Annotated in this window: 13 protein-coding genes; 11 read left to right on the top strand and 2 right to left on the bottom strand. The window is 49.8% G+C overall.

The annotated features are described in order from the left end of the window. Position 1: 1 nt before the first annotated feature. The 5 genes from HAV38_RS14925 (at position 2) to gabD (ending at position 6,569) form a co-directional block, all read left to right on the top strand. A complete protein-coding gene (locus HAV38_RS14925; protein ID WP_168056181.1) occupies positions 2 to 796 on the top strand; it encodes an ATP-binding cassette domain-containing protein in 795 nt (264 codons plus the stop codon). After that, on the top strand, positions 789 to 1,229 hold the full coding sequence (locus HAV38_RS14930) for an RbsD/FucU family protein (RefSeq protein WP_168056182.1): 441 nt from the start codon (positions 789 to 791) through the stop codon (positions 1,227 to 1,229). The genes HAV38_RS14925 and HAV38_RS14930 overlap by 8 nt, the downstream gene beginning before the upstream one ends. A gap of 413 nt (positions 1,230 to 1,642) precedes the next feature. Further along, positions 1,643 to 2,896, top strand: a complete 1,254-nt coding sequence (locus HAV38_RS14935) for an ROK family transcriptional regulator (protein WP_168056183.1) — start codon at positions 1,643 to 1,645, stop codon at positions 2,894 to 2,896. A gap of 255 nt (positions 2,897 to 3,151) precedes the next feature. Then, the gene (locus HAV38_RS14940; RefSeq protein WP_168056184.1) at positions 3,152 to 4,099 is read left to right on the top strand and encodes a PfkB family carbohydrate kinase; all 948 of its coding nucleotides are present in this window, start codon (positions 3,152 to 3,154) and stop codon (positions 4,097 to 4,099) included. Positions 4,100 to 5,114: 1,015 nt separating this feature from the next. Next, complete coding sequence (gene gabD / locus HAV38_RS14945) at positions 5,115 to 6,569, top strand: NADP-dependent succinate-semialdehyde dehydrogenase (protein ID WP_168056185.1); 1,455 nt, start codon at positions 5,115 to 5,117, stop codon at positions 6,567 to 6,569. Between the two features lie 357 nt (positions 6,570 to 6,926). Here gabD and HAV38_RS14950 read toward each other — a convergent pair whose 3' ends face one another. Beyond that, entirely contained in the window at positions 6,927 to 7,520 is a 594-nt protein-coding gene (locus tag HAV38_RS14950; protein ID WP_168056186.1) for a LysE family translocator, read from the bottom strand. A gap of 73 nt (positions 7,521 to 7,593) precedes the next feature. Further along, positions 7,594 to 9,264, bottom strand: a complete 1,671-nt coding sequence (locus tag HAV38_RS14955; RefSeq protein WP_280730155.1) for a carbamoyltransferase family protein — start codon at positions 9,262 to 9,264, stop codon at positions 7,594 to 7,596. 503 nt (positions 9,265 to 9,767) lie between these two features. Here HAV38_RS14955 and HAV38_RS14960 point away from each other — a divergent pair. The 6 genes from HAV38_RS14960 to HAV38_RS14985 all read left to right on the top strand — a co-directional run bounded on the left by HAV38_RS14960 (position 9,768) and on the right by HAV38_RS14985 (position 18,225). Next, positions 9,768 to 10,937 carry an MFS transporter gene (locus HAV38_RS14960; protein WP_168056464.1) on the top strand — a complete coding sequence of 390 codons (1,170 nt, stop codon included), beginning with the start codon at positions 9,768 to 9,770 and terminating at the stop codon, positions 10,935 to 10,937. Between the two features lie 302 nt (positions 10,938 to 11,239). Further along, positions 11,240 to 12,316 carry a uroporphyrinogen decarboxylase gene (gene hemE / locus HAV38_RS14965; protein ID WP_168056465.1) on the top strand — a complete coding sequence of 359 codons (1,077 nt, stop codon included), beginning with the start codon at positions 11,240 to 11,242 and terminating at the stop codon, positions 12,314 to 12,316. A gap of 864 nt (positions 12,317 to 13,180) precedes the next feature. Next, positions 13,181 to 15,220 (top strand): primosomal protein N', encoded by a 2,040-nt coding sequence (locus HAV38_RS14970; protein WP_168056187.1) that lies wholly within the window; start codon positions 13,181 to 13,183, stop codon positions 15,218 to 15,220. 436 nt (positions 15,221 to 15,656) lie between these two features. After that, positions 15,657 to 16,325: a LuxR C-terminal-related transcriptional regulator gene (locus HAV38_RS14975; RefSeq protein WP_168056188.1), complete on the top strand. Its 669-nt coding sequence runs from the start codon at positions 15,657 to 15,659 to the stop codon at positions 16,323 to 16,325. A 349-nt stretch (positions 16,326 to 16,674) separates the two neighbouring features. After that, a complete protein-coding gene (locus HAV38_RS14980) occupies positions 16,675 to 17,574 on the top strand; it encodes a class I SAM-dependent methyltransferase (RefSeq protein ID WP_168056189.1) in 900 nt (299 codons plus the stop codon). 291 nt (positions 17,575 to 17,865) lie between these two features. Continuing rightward, entirely contained in the window at positions 17,866 to 18,225 is a 360-nt protein-coding gene (locus tag HAV38_RS14985) for a hypothetical protein (RefSeq protein WP_168056190.1), read from the top strand. Positions 18,226 to 18,402 lie beyond the last annotated feature (177 nt).

Consider the following 18,402-nt stretch of genomic DNA (forward strand, 5'->3'; position numbering starts at 1 on the left):
AATGACGACCACTACTAGGGCTACCATTTTTCAGGCGCGTGGCATCACTAAACGGTACGGCCATGTGACGGCACTTGACGGCGTTGATTTTGATCTTCGAGCAGGTGAAATCCTTGCGGTAATTGGCGATAACGGTGCTGGCAAATCGAGTTTGATTAAAGCCCTTTCCGGCGCGCTAGTGCCCGATTCTGGCGAGATGCTGCTGGACGGTCAAGCGGTTCACTTCAAGTCGCCGATTGATGCGCGTCGTTACGGTATTGAGACGGTCTATCAGGATTTGGCCGTCGCGCCAGCGATGACCATTGCCGAAAATTTATTTCTCGGGCGCGAGATATTACGATCAGGTTTTCTGGGCAAATTTCTGAAAGTTATCGACAAGAAGAAAATGCTGGCAGAAGCGATCAAGCATATGCAGGATCTAAAAATCGGTATTCGTTCGATGAATCAGGCAGTAGAAACCTTGTCGGGCGGCCAGCGCCAAGGCGTTGCGGTTGCACGCAGCACAGCGTTTGCAAAGCATGTCGTGATTCTGGATGAGCCGACCGCAGCGTTAGGCGTTAAAGAGGGCAATATGGTGCTCGAACTGATCCGGCGGGTACGGGACCGGGGTCTGTCGGTCATCTTAATTAGCCACAATATGCCGCACGTGTTCGAGATAGCGGACCGGATTCACATTCAGCGACTGGGCAAGCGCGTGGCAGTGGTCGATCCCAAACACATCAGCATGTCAGACACCGTTGCGGTCATGACCGGTGCTAAGAACCCTGAAGATTTACCGAAAGAAGCCCATGCTTAAAGGTATCGATACGCTGTTGTCGCCGGAATTGTTGAAAATACTCTGCGAAATGGGCCATGGCGACGAATTGGCGGTAGTGGACGCCAACTTCACGTCCGAGTCGCTGGGGCGAGGCAAGCCGATAGTTCGATTGCCAGGAAGCGATTTATATCGGGCCTGTGAGGCCGTGCTATCGGTTTTTCCGCTCGATGCGGCAGTCGAGTATCCGGTCGGCTATATGCAGGTGTCCGACGCCCCGGCCGGGTACACGTCAACGGTTCAGCTATCGGTGGTTGTATTCCTGCAGACTACCGGTTTGGCCCAGCCAGAACAATGCGAAGCGATTGAGCGATTCAAGTTTTATGAGCGGGTCAAGCAAGCTTACGCAATCGTGCAAACAGGTGAAATGCAATCGTACGCAAATTTTATTTTCAAAAAAGGCGTCATTAATTAACTACAACATTAAGTATTAAAAGTTTGGTTACTAATCCAGTTTAGCAACCAGGCTTAGCAATTAGGATTAGTTACCAAACTTAGTCACCAAGTTTGGTAACTAATCCAATTACCAAAATTTAACTATGAAAATCAAATACAGATTAACGACAGGTTCTCGCCAGTCAAGAAACAGTAAGATGCGCGTCTAAGGCCGCTGCGTGCTGAAAATTACACTCTTTCGTGTCAACCGACGCCGGTTTTTTACCGGTCCGCGAGGTTCCGCCGAGTGGAATACCGTTGTCCGGATACGCAGCAGGAAAGTGTGTAATTATGCCGTTGATGTTTATTATAAGAAGAACATATTTACGATAATTCGCGAGAAATTCATACTCTTACCTAAGAAAGGAAGCGGTTAGCTCTGCTTCTAAGAAAATGAAAAATGAACACACGGATCCATCGTTGACGGAACCGATCGAAGACGACAGCAAATGGCTTAGTCCACGCGGCTCAAATCAGGTTGGCATGAGCCAGTTTAACGAGCGCGTAGTTCTGCAGGCGATACGCTTTCACGGCAGCATGCCAAAGGCCGATCTGGCCCGACTTACTAAGCTCAGCACGCAAACGGTATCACTTATCATTAACCGTCTGCTTGAGGAGGGCCTGGTAATCAAGCTGGCACCACTGCGCGGCAAGGTTGGTCAACCCTCGGTGCCGATCGCTCTTGACCCGGATGGCGCGTTTTCTATTGGTATCAAAATTGGTCGCCGCAGTCTGGATGTGTTGCTGGTGGACTTTGTGGGCCACGCGCGCGAGCGGTCTTCGTTGGCGTACGCTTATCCGGATTCGGAGGTGTTATTTAGCGAAATCGAACAGCATTTGAAGCAGATGGTGAAGCTACTCGGACCCCGGCGTGCACAGCGGCTTAGCGGTATCGGTATTGCTGCTCCGCTGGCTTTGGGCGGGTGGCAAACCGTACTCGGCATGCCTGCCGATCAGGCCCAAAAGTGGAAGCGCATTGATATCCGCGAGCGTGTGCAAGCCATGACCAATCTGCCGGTAGAATTTGCCAAAGACACCGCGGCGGCTTGCGTAGCCGAACTGGTCGCTGGCAGAGGCAGAAGCATCAAAAGTTATCTTTATGTATTTGTCGATACCTTTATTGGCGGCGGGCTGGTCATCGACAGCCATTTACGCAGCGGGCTACATGGAAATGCGGGCGCGCTTGCATCGATTCCGTTAGGGCTTGCAAAAAGTGATAGCAAAACAGCACCAGAACAATTGTTAAGCGACGCCTCGTTGTTCAAGCTGGAACAGTTGTTTAGTGCTGCAGGATTGGACGAGGCGGCGTCTTTCGACGCGCGCGCGTTGCAAGCGCCCTGGGCGACGCACACAAGTGCGTGGCTGGACGATGCCGCCCGGGCGATTGCACTTGCAATCAATAGCGCAACTTGCCTGCTGGATTTGGACAAGATTATTATTGACGGCTCTTGCGACCGCACGTTGCTAGAAAAGCTACTGGAAGAAGTAGAGAAAGCGCTAGGTTATTACAACTGGGAAGGCGTTACGCGTCCAGAGATACTCACCGGCACGATCGGCTCGGACGCTCGGGCGATCGGCGGCGCGCTGTTACCCCTTTACGCCAACTTCGCACCTGATCGCGATCTGTTTTTGAAGTTGAGTAACTAATGAAATTGCGTAACGAATGAAGTTGCGTAACTAATCGCGATCCTGTTCCCAAGTTGCGCAACTAAACATTAATGCGCGCTTAAAAAAGTTAAAAATAACAAATAAATAATCACCCGCTTGGGCTAGTAAGTGGCCAATTATGTGTTTCCGTTACGGAAAACACACCGGCCATACCTTGGTTAGTGCGCACTTCGGTGCGCATATCAGGCGAGCCTGTTCAGCATACCCAACATAATTATAAAAAGTGAAAATATCATGATAGCGACAATTGGTGAAGCATTGGTGGATTTGATTGAACAACCGGATGGACGTTTTGCGGCCTGCCTCGGCGGGTCGGTATGTAATTTAACGTTGGGATTGGCGCGGCAGGGTCTCGCTACAACTTACCTTAATTCACTTTCGGAGGATAAGTTTGGGCAAAAGTTTTATTCTCTTCTTTCCGACAACGGCGTCACGCTGGGCGCTCACGCCATAAGCGGGCGACCAACTTCGCTTGCCGTAGTCAGCCTGGATGCGCATGGTTCGCCGACGTATGCTTTTCACCGTGAAGCGGTGGCGGATCGGGATATCAGCGCGGAATTGCTGATTGCGCGCTTCCCTGACAATCTCGAATTGTTGCACACGGGCGGTCTGGCGCTGGTTCCGGACGATTTGGAAAAAATCCTCGTTACCATAGCCGAGGCAAAAAAGCGCGGGGCGATTATCTCCATTGATGCCAATTTGCGACCAATGGCGGTGGCAAATCGCGGCGACTATATCGAAGGCGTAAAGCGCGCGATTGCACAGGCGCATATCGTTAAAGTCAGTGACGAAGATCTCGATGTTCTGGGTATCGACGCTCCCTCGCTGACAGAACTGGCCACCATTTTATTCGAAGGGTCATCTTTGCAACTGATCGCTTTTACGCGTGGTGCTAAAGGTGCAGCATTGCTGACGCGTGCGCATCAGCTCGAACTCCCGATTCCGGGTACGATCGCAGTGGTTGATACAGTCGGCGCAGGCGATTGTTTCCACGCGGGATTAATCGCGTTTTTGGCGCGCTCCGGCAAACTGGCATCGGTACATGTATTAGACCAACTTGATCGGACATTCATGCACGATGCATTGCAACATGCAATAGCTGCCGCCAGCCTTAATATCTTGCGGGTGGGATGCAATCCTGCAACTTGGGAAGAAACCCGGCAGTTTATCGCGGCGTCCTGAAGGGCAGGGTCAGGCGTCATTCAAAAATCTTGATTATTGGCGTCAGCTTACTGAGAACCCGTGAAGACCTGCACTAAGCGGGCGGCAATTGGTGATAAAGGCGCGGCGTGACCGGCGTGACCGACGTGATTGAGAACCTGAAGATTTCGAGCACCACTCGCATCAAATCAGGTTCTTAGATCAATACTTAAAGAACTTAAGGCTACGCTTCTTACATTCTAAGCAGTAGATGTATAAGCTAAAGCCCATAACGCGCATCCAGAATTTTCGAGGAATGCGCCTTGTATTACTGGACAAACATTTCCTGCAACGCGAAGTCATAAATTTTTCCTATATACAAATCCACGAATTAGCAAAGTACAAGTCATATTGCTCTGACAATTTATTGCGTTTTGTCCTTTTTGCCCGCTTCGGATCGCTGCGGGTGCGGGGAAAGTACCCGACGAAGATCAGATGTGGGAGGGCGTCAATTTCCTCAGCAAAAGCGCCCGGATCGCTCTGAAGCCTCCACGTAAGGCTTCCGAGATTGCTGATCTCGGTACTCCCGACCAGCCATTAGCGCTCACCTTTACTGGATGGGCATCTGCGGTGCCCCATCCAGTTGCGCAATCGCGTCCTGGCCGATTTACTTAAAAAAGGCCTATTATTGTTAAAGTCCGCAAACGTTTTTCGCTTTCACTGTGCACTGACGATGCCTTACGCTGCGATGAAGGAAGTGTTGGATTATTCTAGCGTTGCAATGCGGAACGCGTAGCCTGTAATCCATGACAGCATGGCACCATATTATGGTTAAATAATATGCGTAGTGGTTAGTGGGTGAAATCTTCTGCCGTCCTGAACGCTAGCGGGTTACTCTTGTCGTCGCTGTTTATTTACGGACTTAATGGCGTGCCTCACTGCGATAGCCAATGACGTGAATCGATGATTTGGATCTCTGATTTGAATTGAAGATTTGATGCGTAGCTCTGACTGACAGCCATCCCTGCAATTTCTCGGTTTCTCTTAAGGATTTCTTATGATGCAATTAAAAGACCCCTCTTTATTTCGGCAGCAAGCGTATATCAACGGAATCTGGTCCGACGCGGATACCGGCGAGACTCTCCCGGTAACCAACCCCGCCACCGGCGAAATACTCGGCACTGTGCCGCTGATGGGCACGACCGAAACCCGACGCGCGATTGTCGCCGCTAACGATGCCTGGAAAGCCTGGCGCAGTAAAACCGCCAAAGAGCGCGGTGCAGTTTTGCGCAAATGGAATGATTTGATGCTCGCCAATGCCGATGATCTGGCATTGATCATGACCTTGGAGCAGGGTAAACCGCTAGCCGAATCCAGGGGTGAAATCACCTACGCAGCGTCGTTTATTGAATGGTTTGCCGAAGAAGGCAAGCGGGCTGGGGGCGATACCATTCCATCGACCTCGCCCAATAATCGCATTGTCGTGATCAAAGAGCCGATAGGTGTATGCGCTGCGATCACGCCATGGAATTTTCCTGCGGCGATGATTACCCGCAAAGTCGGTCCTGCCCTTGCCGCGGGATGCCCAATGGTACTAAAACCGGCCGAATCGACGCCCTTTTCTGCCTTGGCGCTGGCAGTACTGGCAGAGCGTGCTGGCGTTCCGGTGGGCGTCTTCAGCGTCGTCACCGGTGCAGCCCGCGTCATCGGTGCAGAAATGACCAGCAACCCGATTGTGCGCAAAGTGACGTTCACTGGTTCCACCGGCGTCGGCCGTTTGCTGATGGAGCAATGCGCCCCGACCATCAAGAAGCTGTCACTTGAATTGGGCGGGAACGCACCGTTTATCGTCTTTGATGATGCCGATCTGGATGCCGCCGTTGAAGGTGCAATGGCCTCCAAATATCGCAATGCCGGTCAAACCTGCGTTTGTGCAAACCGTCTCTATGTGCAAGCCGGTGTGTATGACGCGTTCGCCGCAAAACTGGTGGCTGCAGTGGCTAAACTAAAGGTCGGCGACGGCCAGCAAGAGGGCGTTACGCAAGGGCCATTGATTGACCAAAAAGCGGTCGAAAAGGTTGAGCAGCACATTGCCGATGCATTAAGCAAAGGCGCGCGTATCCTTTCTGGTGGCAAACGCCATGCGTTGGGGCATAGTTTTTTTGAGCCGACGATTTTGGCCGATGTGACGTCCGATATGGTGGTGGCACGTGAAGAAACTTTCGGCCCGATGGCACCGTTGTTCCGCTTTACGACCGACGATGAAGTAGTGGCCATGGCTAACGATACCGAATTCGGACTAGCCAGCTATTTTTATTCACGTGATATCGGTCGTATCTGGCGCGTGGCAGAAGCGCTGGAGAGCGGTATAGTTGGGATTAACACCGGTTTGATTTCTACCGAGGTCGCGCCATTTGGCGGGGTCAAGCAATCCGGTCTGGGACGCGAAGGTTCTAAATACGGGATCGAAGATTATCAGGTAATCAAATATTTGTGCATGGGCGGGATTTAAGTGCCGGTGTCCGGAACCTCTCATCAAAGGCGAGTACGAAAAATTTGACGGTCGTCCATGATTATTTTTTGGAAGATTAAAATAAATCCGCTAAATGCCCGCAAACTGAAAGGACTGTGGAGCAGTCTTTTCAGCATAAAAAATTCCGGACGCCGCTCCAAAGATTATTTCGTTGCGGCGGTGTACCCATCTTCCTCGCCTCGGAGGACTTCTTGAATCCCGTACTAGTTCTAGGGTTGTAATGAGTGTTGTAATCGGGATTCGAAATTATTTCGGTGTCTATACAGCGCCACCCGCTACCGCATTCAGCGCCTTACCTTAACGTACGTACGCTTTTGGTTACCCGTCACTATTTGTTTAAATGAGGGTGTACAGTCCGAACAGAACCAAGGTAATGCCGGAACACCTATTAATGTAATCACGGACAACTTTTCTCTTATAAAGAACAGATGAAAGAGCAGAATACATGACGAGAATAGCTGATGTAAAAAATACAAACGTCATGGTCATGATAGAAAGTTGAAGCATTCTGTTGCCCCCGTGAGTGAGAAATTGCGGGAAGAATGCCGCTATAAAAATAAATATCTTGGGATTGGTAATGGAAATAAAAACCGCTTCGGTGAAAAAAGAGAAGTAGCTTTTCTGTGAAGGGGCAACAGACTCTTCATACGTGCTTTTCTCGAGAAATATCTTTACGCCGACATATATCAAATACAAGGCGCCACCGATCCGTAATACGTTAAACGCTAAGCTGTTTTTCAAAAATGAAAGACCGATAGACGCGATCACGCAAACTACGATTATCGTGAAGATATTTCCAAGAATAGAGGCGGTCGCCACTTTAAACCCACGGGAACCAGAAAGCCGTATAGCATGAACGACACTCGGCCCCGGGGAGATCGCAGAAAAGAACGCAGATATGCAGAAGAGAAACCAGGCATCAAGTACCATATGGACCTTAATTGCGCCCTAATAATAGGGCAAAAACAGGGCAAACCGCTTTAAGTCGGATTGCCCATTTTAATTAACTTAACGCTTCCATTTCTTCGCGTAAGTCGACGGTTTCCTTGCTCAACAGGGCGTTGCGGATTAGGACATTCCCGATGAAGATGGCATCTAGGCCGCTTTCATACAAGCACTCAATGCAATCTTTGATGCTGCTCACAATCGGTTTGCCTTTGGTATTCAAGGATGTGTTGAGTACCATCGGCACGCCGGAAAGCTTAAAGTATTCCTTAATCAATGAGTAATACGGCTTATTAAAACTTTCCGTCACGGTCTGAACCCTGGCCGTTCCATCGACGTGGGTAATGGCCGGAACTCTGGCGCGGAATTCCGGACGGACGGTCATCGTGAGTAGCATGAAAGGGGATTCTGTATCCGAGGTAAACCATGTGCTGGATTGTTCCGCTAAAACAGACGGTGCAAGTGGTCGCCAGCTTTCACGTTGCTTAATGACATTGACTTTGTCGCGGATAGAGGCGCTAGTCGGCGCGGCTAAAATGGAACGGTTTCCCAACGCCCGAGGACCAAACTCCATAGCACCCTGACACCAACCGATTATTTTTCCATTATTTATTAACTTGGCTGCTTCCAATTCGGGATTGTTCACCTTTGTAAAAGCGATACTTTCTTGGACCAGATAGGTTTCAACATCTTGAGGTTTGAAAGACGGTCCAAGGTATACTTGCTCTTTAACGACCGGGCGAGTACCTACATCTCCTATGTGAAGAATCATAGCTGCGCCGACTGCGGCGCCGGCATCGTTAGCTCCAGGTTGAATATATAATTTCTTCACGAAATCGAGTTCTGAAACTTTTCCGTTGGCATTACAGTTAAGCGTTACACCGCCAGCAAAACAGAAGTTCGGATTGCCTGTCCTTTTATGGAGATCGTCAGCTAGAAAAACAAATGCCCGCTCAAGTGCCTTCTGTACCGCGTAGGCCAGTTCCTTGGAATTTTCAGAAAAAATTCCTTTATCCGCGATATCCTTCAGAGCGCGCATCGCTTCGCGATCAACAAAATACGAATTCGAATTAAATTTAAGTACGCTGTCGATGATGGAAATTTTCCCAGTCCCATAGGATGCCAAGCCCATGGTCTTGCCTTCTTGACCGATATGTGAATAAAGTCCACATAAGCTCGTCACATATGTATAGAGATGACCAAGTGAGTTCTTAACGTCATAGTTATAGAGTTTTGTAATTGTCATATCGTCGCCCAAATACAGTGACGTGGATTCATCCTCGCCTCTTCCATCTACGACTAAGATGTTGGATGACTTAAATCCGCTCGAGAAAAACGTACCCGCAGCGTGGCAGAGGTGATGGCAAATACTTATAAACTGGCTAAGGCCACTATCACGCATGCTCTGCATGGCGTTCCTGTACGTTTCAAGGTTTCGTGCATTTTGTATTTGACGTCCTGCATGTGTAATATCATCATGCCTCACTGTATTTTGTTCAAACGGGCGACCATTCATGATGAACGAGGAATAATCGAATGTTATTCCGACGCCTTTTATATCCTCAATTTTAGCGCCAACTTCATGAAGGCAATAAGCAATTGCCTCATGTGGAAAATTGGTTGAATGCCGACATCCGTCGAATCGTTCCTGCTCGACGGCTGCTATTAATACGCCATCACATAAAATTGCAGCAGATGTGTCATGTAAGAGGTTGACGCCGAGATAAATATTTTTTTAATTCACTGCCTGCTCCAATAATTTTTGTTGTTAGTCCAATATATACCTGATGGTACCGACTAATGTTTGACCCACAATGTAATTTGAATAACGATACATGGAAGGGATGAACATCCCATTTTTTGAGTTTATGCGCTCATAGCTTCTGTTGTCTACACATCGGCCAGATCGGTAAAAAATGAGTCTTTAGTAAATCTGACTAATTGTCATAATGCTTAAGATCGGAAATTTTGGCTTTCATAAAACGGTCAAAAAATACGCTTTAGTGGAATCGACTTATCGGACCGCTTTTTTTGTCGGTGGAATTCGCTCTGATTTGTTAATGCTTCCAGCCGGTTATTTCCAAGCTCAGCATAAATTTTTTTGCGTTGTTATAATCGCGTCTTACACCATTTTTCTGATGTGCCTTCGGCGGTTGCGAGCGCGGTTTCTTGTAGGGTTGCCCACTAAGTTACTCACCGTCGTGACCCCATTTCCAGAGTGATCCCCACATGATGTCCTTGCCTTTATTTGCCCTGGCCGTTGCCGCTTTTGGCATCGGTACTACCGAGTTCGTCATTATGGGTTTGTTGCCCAATGTGGCGCGGGATCTGGGGGTGTCGATTCCGGCCGCCGGGATGCTGGTTACCGGATACGCTCTGGGGGTCACTATCGGCGCTCCCATTGTCGCGATTGTTACCGCTAACATGCCGCGTCGCACGGCGCTGTTAAGCCTGATGGGACTGTTCATCGTTGGCAATATCTTGTGTGCGCTGTCGCCTAACTACACGGTGTTAATGGTCGCGCGCGTGGTGACGGCATTTTGTCATGGTGCGTTCTTCGGGATTGGGTCGGTCGTGGCTGCCGGTCTGGTCGCCCCGAACCGGCGCGCACAGGCGATTGCGTTGATGTTCGCCGGGCTGACACTGGCAAACGTGTTAGGCGTGCCGTTCGGCACCGCACTGGGCCAGTTGCTGGGTTGGCGCTCAACGTTCTGGGCGGTTACGGTTATCGGCGTGTTGGCGGTGATCGCGCTGGCAGCGTGGTTGCCTAAACAGATCGTTATGCAAAAAAGCAGTTTGCTGCAAGAGTTTAAGGTGCTTGCGGATCGGCAGGTGTTAATGGTGCTGGCAATCAGCGCGCTGGCATCTGCGAGTTTATTTTCGGTGTTCACTTACATTACGCCAATTTTGGAAGACGTCACCGGATTAACGCCGCATGCGGTAACGTTGGTGTTGCTGATCTTTGGCGTCGGGCTAACCGTCGGTAGCGCGCTTGGTGGCAAATTGGCAGACTGGCGATTGCTACCGTCGCTGATCGCATTTTTGATTGCGCTGGCGATTGTATTGACGGTGTTTTCGGTCACCATGCACACGCCGGTTGCGGCAGTGGTAACGATTTTCGTGTGGGGCGTGCTGGCCTTTGCCATCGTACCACCGCTACAGGTATTGGTTGTCGATCGCGCCAGCGAAGCTCCCAATCTGGCAGCAACGCTTAATCAGGGTGCATTTAATCTCGGCAACGCCACAGGTGCGTGGTTTGGCGGTCTTGCGATTGGTGCGGGTTTTCAGTTAACCGTACTGCCCTATGTCGGCGTGTTGATGGTGTTGTTGGCGTTGGGCCTGACGCTATGGTCGGCGTCGGTGGGGCGCGCTAGTGGTTTGGCCATGACCGCTAGCGACTAAGCGCGCAGCATTGGATTGCGAATTGCGCCAACCGCCAGCGTTAACGTGTTGACCTTTCTGTTCGACGCAATTCGGTTTCATCTGATGCAATGAGCCGCCGCCGTTAAGTTAACTGCAGATTCGACCATTCGCTTGCTGCGCGTCGGCATGACCTGCTGTTACCCCGCTGCTAACGTCTGAGGGTGTACGCCAGAACTAAGACGCCGTTTTACCGTACATTTCGCAGTTCGACGTGTATCAATGCCGCAGCCGCTGATTAGAATGAGATAATGTCGCATCCCAAATGCCTCAGGTTGATTTCGATGCCCCAATTTGCTCCTCTCAAGAACGACACCTTTTTACGCGCATTGCTGCGTCAGCCGACCGACTACACGCCTTTGTGGTTAATGCGTCAGGCTGGCCGTTACTTGCCAGAATACCGTGCAACACGGGCGCGCGCAGGGTCTTTTCTCGGATTGGCCAAGAATCCGGACTATGCAACGGAAGTCACAATGCAACCACTGGAGCGGTTTCCGCTCGATGCAGCGATTCTGTTCTCAGATATTTTGACCGTGCCGGACGCGATGGGCCTTGGGTTATTCTTTGCCGATGGCGAGGGACCGAAGTTTGCGCGTCCCTTGCGGGATGAGAGGGCCATTATGGCTTTGGCAGCGCCGGACATGGGCAGTCTCGACTACGTCTTCAACGCCGTCACGCAAATTCGCACTGAACTGGACGGCAAAGTGCCACTTATTGGCTTTTCCGGCAGTCCGTGGACGTTGGCCTGTTACATGGTTGAGGGCGGTGGATCAGACGATTTCCGCACGGTGAAGACCATGTTGTACAACCGTCCAGACCTGATGCACCACATTCTGGCGATCAACGCGGCGGCCGTTGCCACGTATCTGAACGCCCAAATCGATGCTGGCGCGCAGGCAGTGATGATTTTCGATACCTGGGGTGGTGCGTTGGCAGATGGCGCGTATCAGGCCTTTTCGCTCGATTACATGCGTCAGGTCATGCGCCAGCTGAAGCGGGAGAAGGACGGCGTTCCGATTCCGGCCATCGTGTTCACTAAAGGCGGCGGTCTATGGCTGGAGCAGATCGCCGATATTGGTGCTGATGCGGTCGGACTGGACTGGACTGTCAATCTGGGCGAAGCGCGCGCCCGCGTGGGCCATAAAGTCGCGTTGCAAGGCAATCTTGATCCTGTTGTGCTGTTCTCCAACCCGGAGCAGATTCGTGCGGAAGTTGGGCGTCTGCTGTCGGTTTATGGCGCGCCTTCCGAAGGTCATGGCCATGTCTTTAACCTTGGGCACGGAATCTCTCAATTTACGCCTCCAGAATCGGTTGCTGCGATGGTTGAGGCCGTGCACGATATTAGTCGCAAGATGCGCTGACGCACTTTTCTACATCGAACCGCATCAATGCCTCAATCAAAAGGCACAGGGCACCCTCCTGAGGATATTTTCTAGCGGCCAACAATAAGTCGCGGTACACTGCCCGACTTCCGATTTGCGCTAGCATTGATCAAGCGTTGGGCATAAAAATAATTCCATCTAACACATATTTTGTTTGACGTTACGATAGTTATGCACAATAAATATTTGTTGCGATGCGAGATGTTTACAGGCAGCTATTAATATATTGTTTCGGCGTAGAAACTGTAAGTCATTGATTTATATAGATATTTTTTTCATCTTTACTTTTTAAAATATCAGCAAACTGGCGTCCCATATGGCGCTCCGGGGTTTTTGGGCTAGGTTACCCACAAAGTTATCCACAGGACCGGACGGATTTCAAAAAGTGCTTATGAAACCTGCACTTAGGTGATTTCTTCATGTTCTTTGTGAAGATAAGTTGCATTTAAGAAAATTACTTATTTGCTACGGATTTAGGCTTCAACATTTGTTTGTTTTGCACGAGATATCAATCTTCGGTATTTAGCTTTCGATTTTTTCTTTCAATCTATTTTTTTGGTTGACATTATTTGACTTGTTCACAAATTTGTTTTGTAACCGACGCGCCCTATAAAAATATAAAAAATGATTTCTTGTCCTTTTGTGGTTTTCTAAGTCATTGATTTTAAACAATATTTTTTTTGCTTTCGGAATGCGCATTTCACCGAGTTCGGCGTAGACAGGCGGTTTGCGGCTGATGCGGGGATGTTATCCACAAAGTTATCCACAGAGTCTGTGGATTAGTTATAAAAGCGCTTATGAAACCGACAGTTAGCTTCTTTCCTCAGGATTCACTTTAACTTTGTGAAACAATGCATCCTACAAGTTGTTCTCGACACCCCCCTTGACAGTAGCTTTGACTATCGATGGCAGACTACTAACGATGACGAGCTTATTCCGCACATCGGGCAACTTGTGCGACTCTCCTTCGGTCGTCGCGAGGTAGTCGGACTGATCGTCGGAGTGACTTCCCACAGCAACATCTCCGAAGCAAAGTTGAAAGACGTGCAGGGGGTCCGCTACCAGTTGCCGCCTCTGTCAACGCAATGGCTGAATTTGTGCGGTTTCGCTGCGCAGTATTATCAAAGACCATTAGGCGAAGTGGCATTGCCCGGTTTGCCCAAAAATTTGCGGGCTTTAACGACCGTTGCGCTCGATCGCGGCTTAAAAAAGTTGCGGCAAATGAATGATCCGCATGACGCCTCGCCCGTCGATGTTCCACAGTTGAATCCTGCGCAACAAGATGCGGCGGACGCCATCGCCAGTGCGACTGGCTTTGCACCGACGCTATTGTATGGTGTTACCGGTAGCGGCAAAACAGAAGTCTATTTGCAGGCTGCAGAAAAAATACTTGCCCACAACGACGGTGAACATAATCCCGCGCAAATTTTAATTTTGGTCCCGGAAATCAATCTGACACCGCAATTAGAGGGCAATATTCGTGCACGCTTTCCCAACGTCATGGTGGCTACTTTGCATAGTGGACTGGCCGAAGGTGAGCGCATGCGCCACTGGCTGGCAGCGCATCTGGGGCAGGCGCGGATCATACTGGGAACCCGCCTTGCAGTGCTGGCCTCATTGCCCCACTTGCAGCTTATCGTTATCGATGAAGAGCACGATCCGTCTTACAAGCAGCAAGAAGGTCTGCGCTACTCTGCGCGCGATCTGGCGGTATGGCGTGCGCGTCAACTGAATATCCCTATCGTCCTTGGTTCGGCCACGCCATCGCTAGAAACCTGGCACCACGCACAATCCGGTCGCTATCGCAAACTGGAGCTACGCCAACGGGCGGTCACCAATGCGGTATTGCCCACGGTGCGGCTGGTGAATATGGAGCATGACAAACCGAGGGAAGGACTGACCTCGACGTTGATAAGTGCGCTGAAGTTGCGCCTTGCGCGCGGCGAGCAGTCGTTGCTATTCCTGAATCGGCGCGGTTATGCGCCTGTGATTGCCTGTGATGCCTGCGGTTGGGTGAGTAACTGTACGCGTTGCACTGCGTTTATGGTGTTGCATAAACCGGAACATCGTTTGCGCTGTCATCATTGCAGTCTGGAACTGCGCATTCCAGGCTCATGCCCGACTTGCGGAAATGTTGATTTGCAGCCGCTGGGGCGGGGTACGCAGCGCTTGGAGGAGGGCTTGCAGGCAATGTTTCCGGAAGCGCGGGTTCTACGCATTGATGCAGATTCCACGCGGCGCAAAGGCAGCGCTCAGCTTGCCTTTGATAGCGTTCATCGCGGTGAGGTCGATATATTGATCGGTACGCAGATGGTCGCCAAAGGACATGATTTTAAAAATTTAACGTTAGTTGGGATACTTAACCCGGACACGGCGCTGTTTTCGCACGATTACCGCGCCAGCGAGCGTTTGTTTGCGCAATTGATGCAAGTAGCCGGCCGCGCGGGACGGGCGGCGCAAAAAGAGGGCGGTAGCGTCAGCGAGGTGTTGATTCAGACCCGTTATCCGCAGCATCCTTTGTATTCAGCAGTGATCGCCCATGACTACGATCATTTTGCCAGCGCCCTGTTAGCCGAGCGACAACAAGCGCACTTGCCGCCGTATATATATCAGGCATTATTACGTGCTGAAGCTAAAGAGCTGGAGACCGCCATCGCGTTTTTGCAACAGGCGGCGACTTGTCTGGAGCACGGCGGCATCACGATGAACGACCCTATTCCGATGACCATGACGCGGGTCGCCAACGTTGATCGCGCACAATTATTAATCGAGTGTCCATCGCGTCCGGGACTGCAGGCGTTTCTCACAGACTGGATGGCGGTATTGCGGACGATTAAAACACGTGCCAAATGGTCGTTGGAAGTGGATCCTGTTGATATTTAGTTGTTAATACTAGGTGTTATTGGTCAATGGTCAATGAAGAAGGGTTATCGATTCGGAGATTATCAAAGCTGCAATAACAGAGACAAAAGCTTATTATTTCACCACTTATAATAAATTTTAATTAATCCGCATGCCCGACCAGGGTTTGTCTTTAGTTGTACAAAATACAATAATTAAAACCTTTTTAAGAAGCGCGTAGAAATTTTTGTCCCTAAAGCCTACAGAAAAGTCTCCTATATAAGGTATGTGCCCCTAATACCAGAAAAGTTACCCTCGAATATAGAATTATCTTAGATTTCCTGTTGGTAACTTTAGCTTACCTTCATCCTTTAGAGCTTTTTCAGAATCCATGCCAAATGAAAGGCATGCCTTTTTGATATTAACTTGGAAAGTCAGGACCACCTTGATTTTCAATGCGGGATTTACAGGAGACGGTATGCAGAATCTGCGATCACGACAACAACAAATAATTCTGGCTGACGATCGCCCCGTCATTATTGCTGGCGTACGTGGCTATATTGACCGCTGTCCAGATCTTTCTGTGGCAGCGACGGCCACTACGTCCGATCAGATATTAGCGAGGTTAAAAGATACGCCTTGTGACATTTTGATCACCGAATTTTCGATCGCTATCGAGAACATGAACGACGGGTTCACACTACTCTCGTACGTCAGGCGCCATTATCCAAAATTGTGCCTCATTGTTCTGACCCTTAACAACATGCCCGCGGTGATGTACCAGATCATAAAATGCGGAGTGAATGCCGCGCTGCATATGAATGATGAGCTGGTCACCATCCGCGAGGCGATTGACAGCGCGGAAAGTAACACGCGTTACATCGGCAAAACGGTACGCAACATTTTACGTAGCGGCCCCGTAGGCATCATGCCGACCAAACGCGAAACGGAAGTGTTGAGAATGTATGCGGAAGGCCAGTCAATGCAGGAAATCGCCACACGTCTGCATAAAAGCGTTAAAACAATCGCATTGCAGAAAATGTCTGCGATGCGCAAGGTGGGCCTGCGTAACGACGTAGAACTTGGTCGATATACGCGTGGACACGTGCGGCCTGATGAGAAGAATTTTCCTACATCAAAGTACTAGGAACCTTTCGTAGTTGGCAGGTCCTCACGATCAAACCGAATGTTCGGGGCAGTTGTATCGGCGATGTTGCGCCAAGTTCGATAGGCTCCTCGGGCTCAGACTAATCAATTAACCAACTAAGCAACCCGCTGTTAGGGTTGGCGTTTCGGTTGGCTTTTGTGTTTGCGTTTCATCAAGGCCGGTTCCATCACTGTTTGGTAACCGTGCCGATTATTGCGGCACGGCGTTGCGCTCGTCTGTTTAGGATGACGTTTACCGCTGCAAACTGGTTCTCCCTGCGCCTGAATTGGCTATACTTGTAACCATTAACCTACAATCGTCGCAGCAGTTAGCCAGGAACCAGAACTAGATGAATAGCACCAGACAACAAGGCCCCGTAGTGAGTACCCAGAGTACCCAGCAAGTCCCCAAACACGAAATCCGCCCCGGTCAATCGATTGAGCTGTTAAAGGAGCTCCACATTCTGACGCAAGACGGCAAGTTGAATCAGGATAGTCGCCGCAAGCTCAAACAGGTATATCATCTTTATCAATTTATCGAACCCCTGTTGCAAGAAATCCAGAATGAGCATGCAAGCGTTCAATTGGTAGATCATGGCGCTGGCAAATCCTACCTGGGATTTATTTTATATGATTTGTTTTTTAAGACACTGACCGATAGCTCGCACATTTATGGGATTGAGACACGCGAAGAACTTGTCATAAAATCACAAGAATTGGCGAAAAAACTCGCATTCCCCGGCATGTCTTTTCTTAATCTGTCAGTGGCAGATTCGACCGGGTCGGCATTGCTTCCACCACGCGTAGATGTCGTTACTGCATTACATGCATGTAATACCGCCACCGACGACGCGATCCAGTTTGGCTTAAAAAAGAAGGCGCGCTTCATGGTGCTGGTACCTTGTTGCCAAGCTGAAATCGCCTCTGTACTGAAAAAAAATAAAGGTAAGTCGACCACGAAGGAAGCCCTGACAGAAATCTGGCGCCATCCTTTACACACCCGGGAGTTCGGCAGTCAGGTCACCAACGTCTTACGTTGCCTGCAATTGGAGGCACATGGTTATCAAGTCAGCGTGACGGAGTTAGTAGGTTGGGAACACTCTATGAAAAATGAATTAATCATCGCTACTTACAAAAATTTGCCACGTCAGCGCCCCTTGCAACGGTTGCAAGAGCTGTTACATACTCTAGGGTTGGAGGAAATGCAGGAACGTTTTTTTGCACCGTCTGTCGGACAAGCAGAAGCCTAAGTTGGGTGTCCGTTGCGCAATTAGCTGTAAGTATGCTGTTAGTTGATCGGGTACGAAGGCTCCGGAGGCCGCGTCAAAATGCGGCATCGTAATTGCTTAATTAAGCGATAGACTTGTGGCATGCGTCCAGAATTCAGCATTTGTCACTTCTGGTGATCGTAGCGAAGGCCTGGCGCGCTCAGGGCCGATTTTAAAATACACCGCTATTAAAGCGCATGTCAAAATATCAATTTTAAGTAGTAAACATATTTTCACCGTTGTACCCCGCACTAGCCCTTTAAGGAGAGTGAAATGACGAAATCAAGTGGTTCACACGCAGTAAATGAGTTTACGAAGGCACCATTAACAGCAGAAGGATTAACAAAGACAGTTCGAGAAATTAACGCAGGCGCTAACGAGTTCGGACAGTTAAGTCACCCGGGACGCGTGGCGTTGATACAAAAAGTGACACAACAATGGGAGCAGGACTTCGTTGCCAGTTTTCACATTTCGGATGACCCCTCTAAAGCCGGTGAAGAGTACGCCGCGATTGAGCAGGGCGACAAATATCCGAATCTGTCAAATTCGGTGCGTGAAGCGGTGTTAAGACGTTTCGACGATCGTCATGGCGACGGTGGTCCGCGTATCTGGCCGCAATTAAAGGGCAATTAACCTCGCGGCTCCATGCTTGCGGATAATTCCAGCCATTGAAAGATGTGGCCCCGACGTCCACCAGATGTCCCCGAAAAAAATCACCCAGATTCCGCCGCACCGTGGCGGATCAAGGGAATTCTGCCGCACGAAACCTAGCGAAATATTTTATCCCTCCGGTTATGCAAAGCCTAGCCA

It is taken from the genome of Glaciimonas immobilis (assembly GCF_011947285.1).
In the GTDB taxonomy this organism is placed as follows: Bacteria; Pseudomonadota; Gammaproteobacteria; order Burkholderiales; family Burkholderiaceae_D; genus Glaciimonas; species Glaciimonas immobilis.

Coding starts and splice junctions, on each gene's coding strand:
- gabD (WP_168056185.1), top strand. CDS start 5,115: ATGATGCAATTAAAAGACCCCTCTTTATTTCGGCAGCAAGCGTATATC.
- HAV38_RS14975 (WP_168056188.1), top strand. CDS start 15,657: ATGCAGAATCTGCGATCACGACAACAACAAATAATTCTGGCTGACGAT.
- hemE (WP_168056465.1), top strand. CDS start 11,240: ATGCCCCAATTTGCTCCTCTCAAGAACGACACCTTTTTACGCGCATTG.
- HAV38_RS14930 (WP_168056182.1), top strand. CDS start 789: ATGCTTAAAGGTATCGATACGCTGTTGTCGCCGGAATTGTTGAAAATA.
- HAV38_RS14960 (WP_168056464.1), top strand. CDS start 9,768: ATGTCCTTGCCTTTATTTGCCCTGGCCGTTGCCGCTTTTGGCATCGGT.
- HAV38_RS14940 (WP_168056184.1), top strand. CDS start 3,152: ATGATAGCGACAATTGGTGAAGCATTGGTGGATTTGATTGAACAACCG.
- HAV38_RS14985 (WP_168056190.1), top strand. CDS start 17,866: ATGACGAAATCAAGTGGTTCACACGCAGTAAATGAGTTTACGAAGGCA.
- HAV38_RS14950 (WP_168056186.1), bottom strand. CDS start 7,520: ATGGTACTTGATGCCTGGTTTCTCTTCTGCATATCTGCGTTCTTTTCT.
- HAV38_RS14980 (WP_168056189.1), top strand. CDS start 16,675: ATGAATAGCACCAGACAACAAGGCCCCGTAGTGAGTACCCAGAGTACC.
- HAV38_RS14935 (WP_168056183.1), top strand. CDS start 1,643: ATGAAAAATGAACACACGGATCCATCGTTGACGGAACCGATCGAAGAC.
- HAV38_RS14925 (WP_168056181.1), top strand. CDS start 2: ATGACGACCACTACTAGGGCTACCATTTTTCAGGCGCGTGGCATCACT.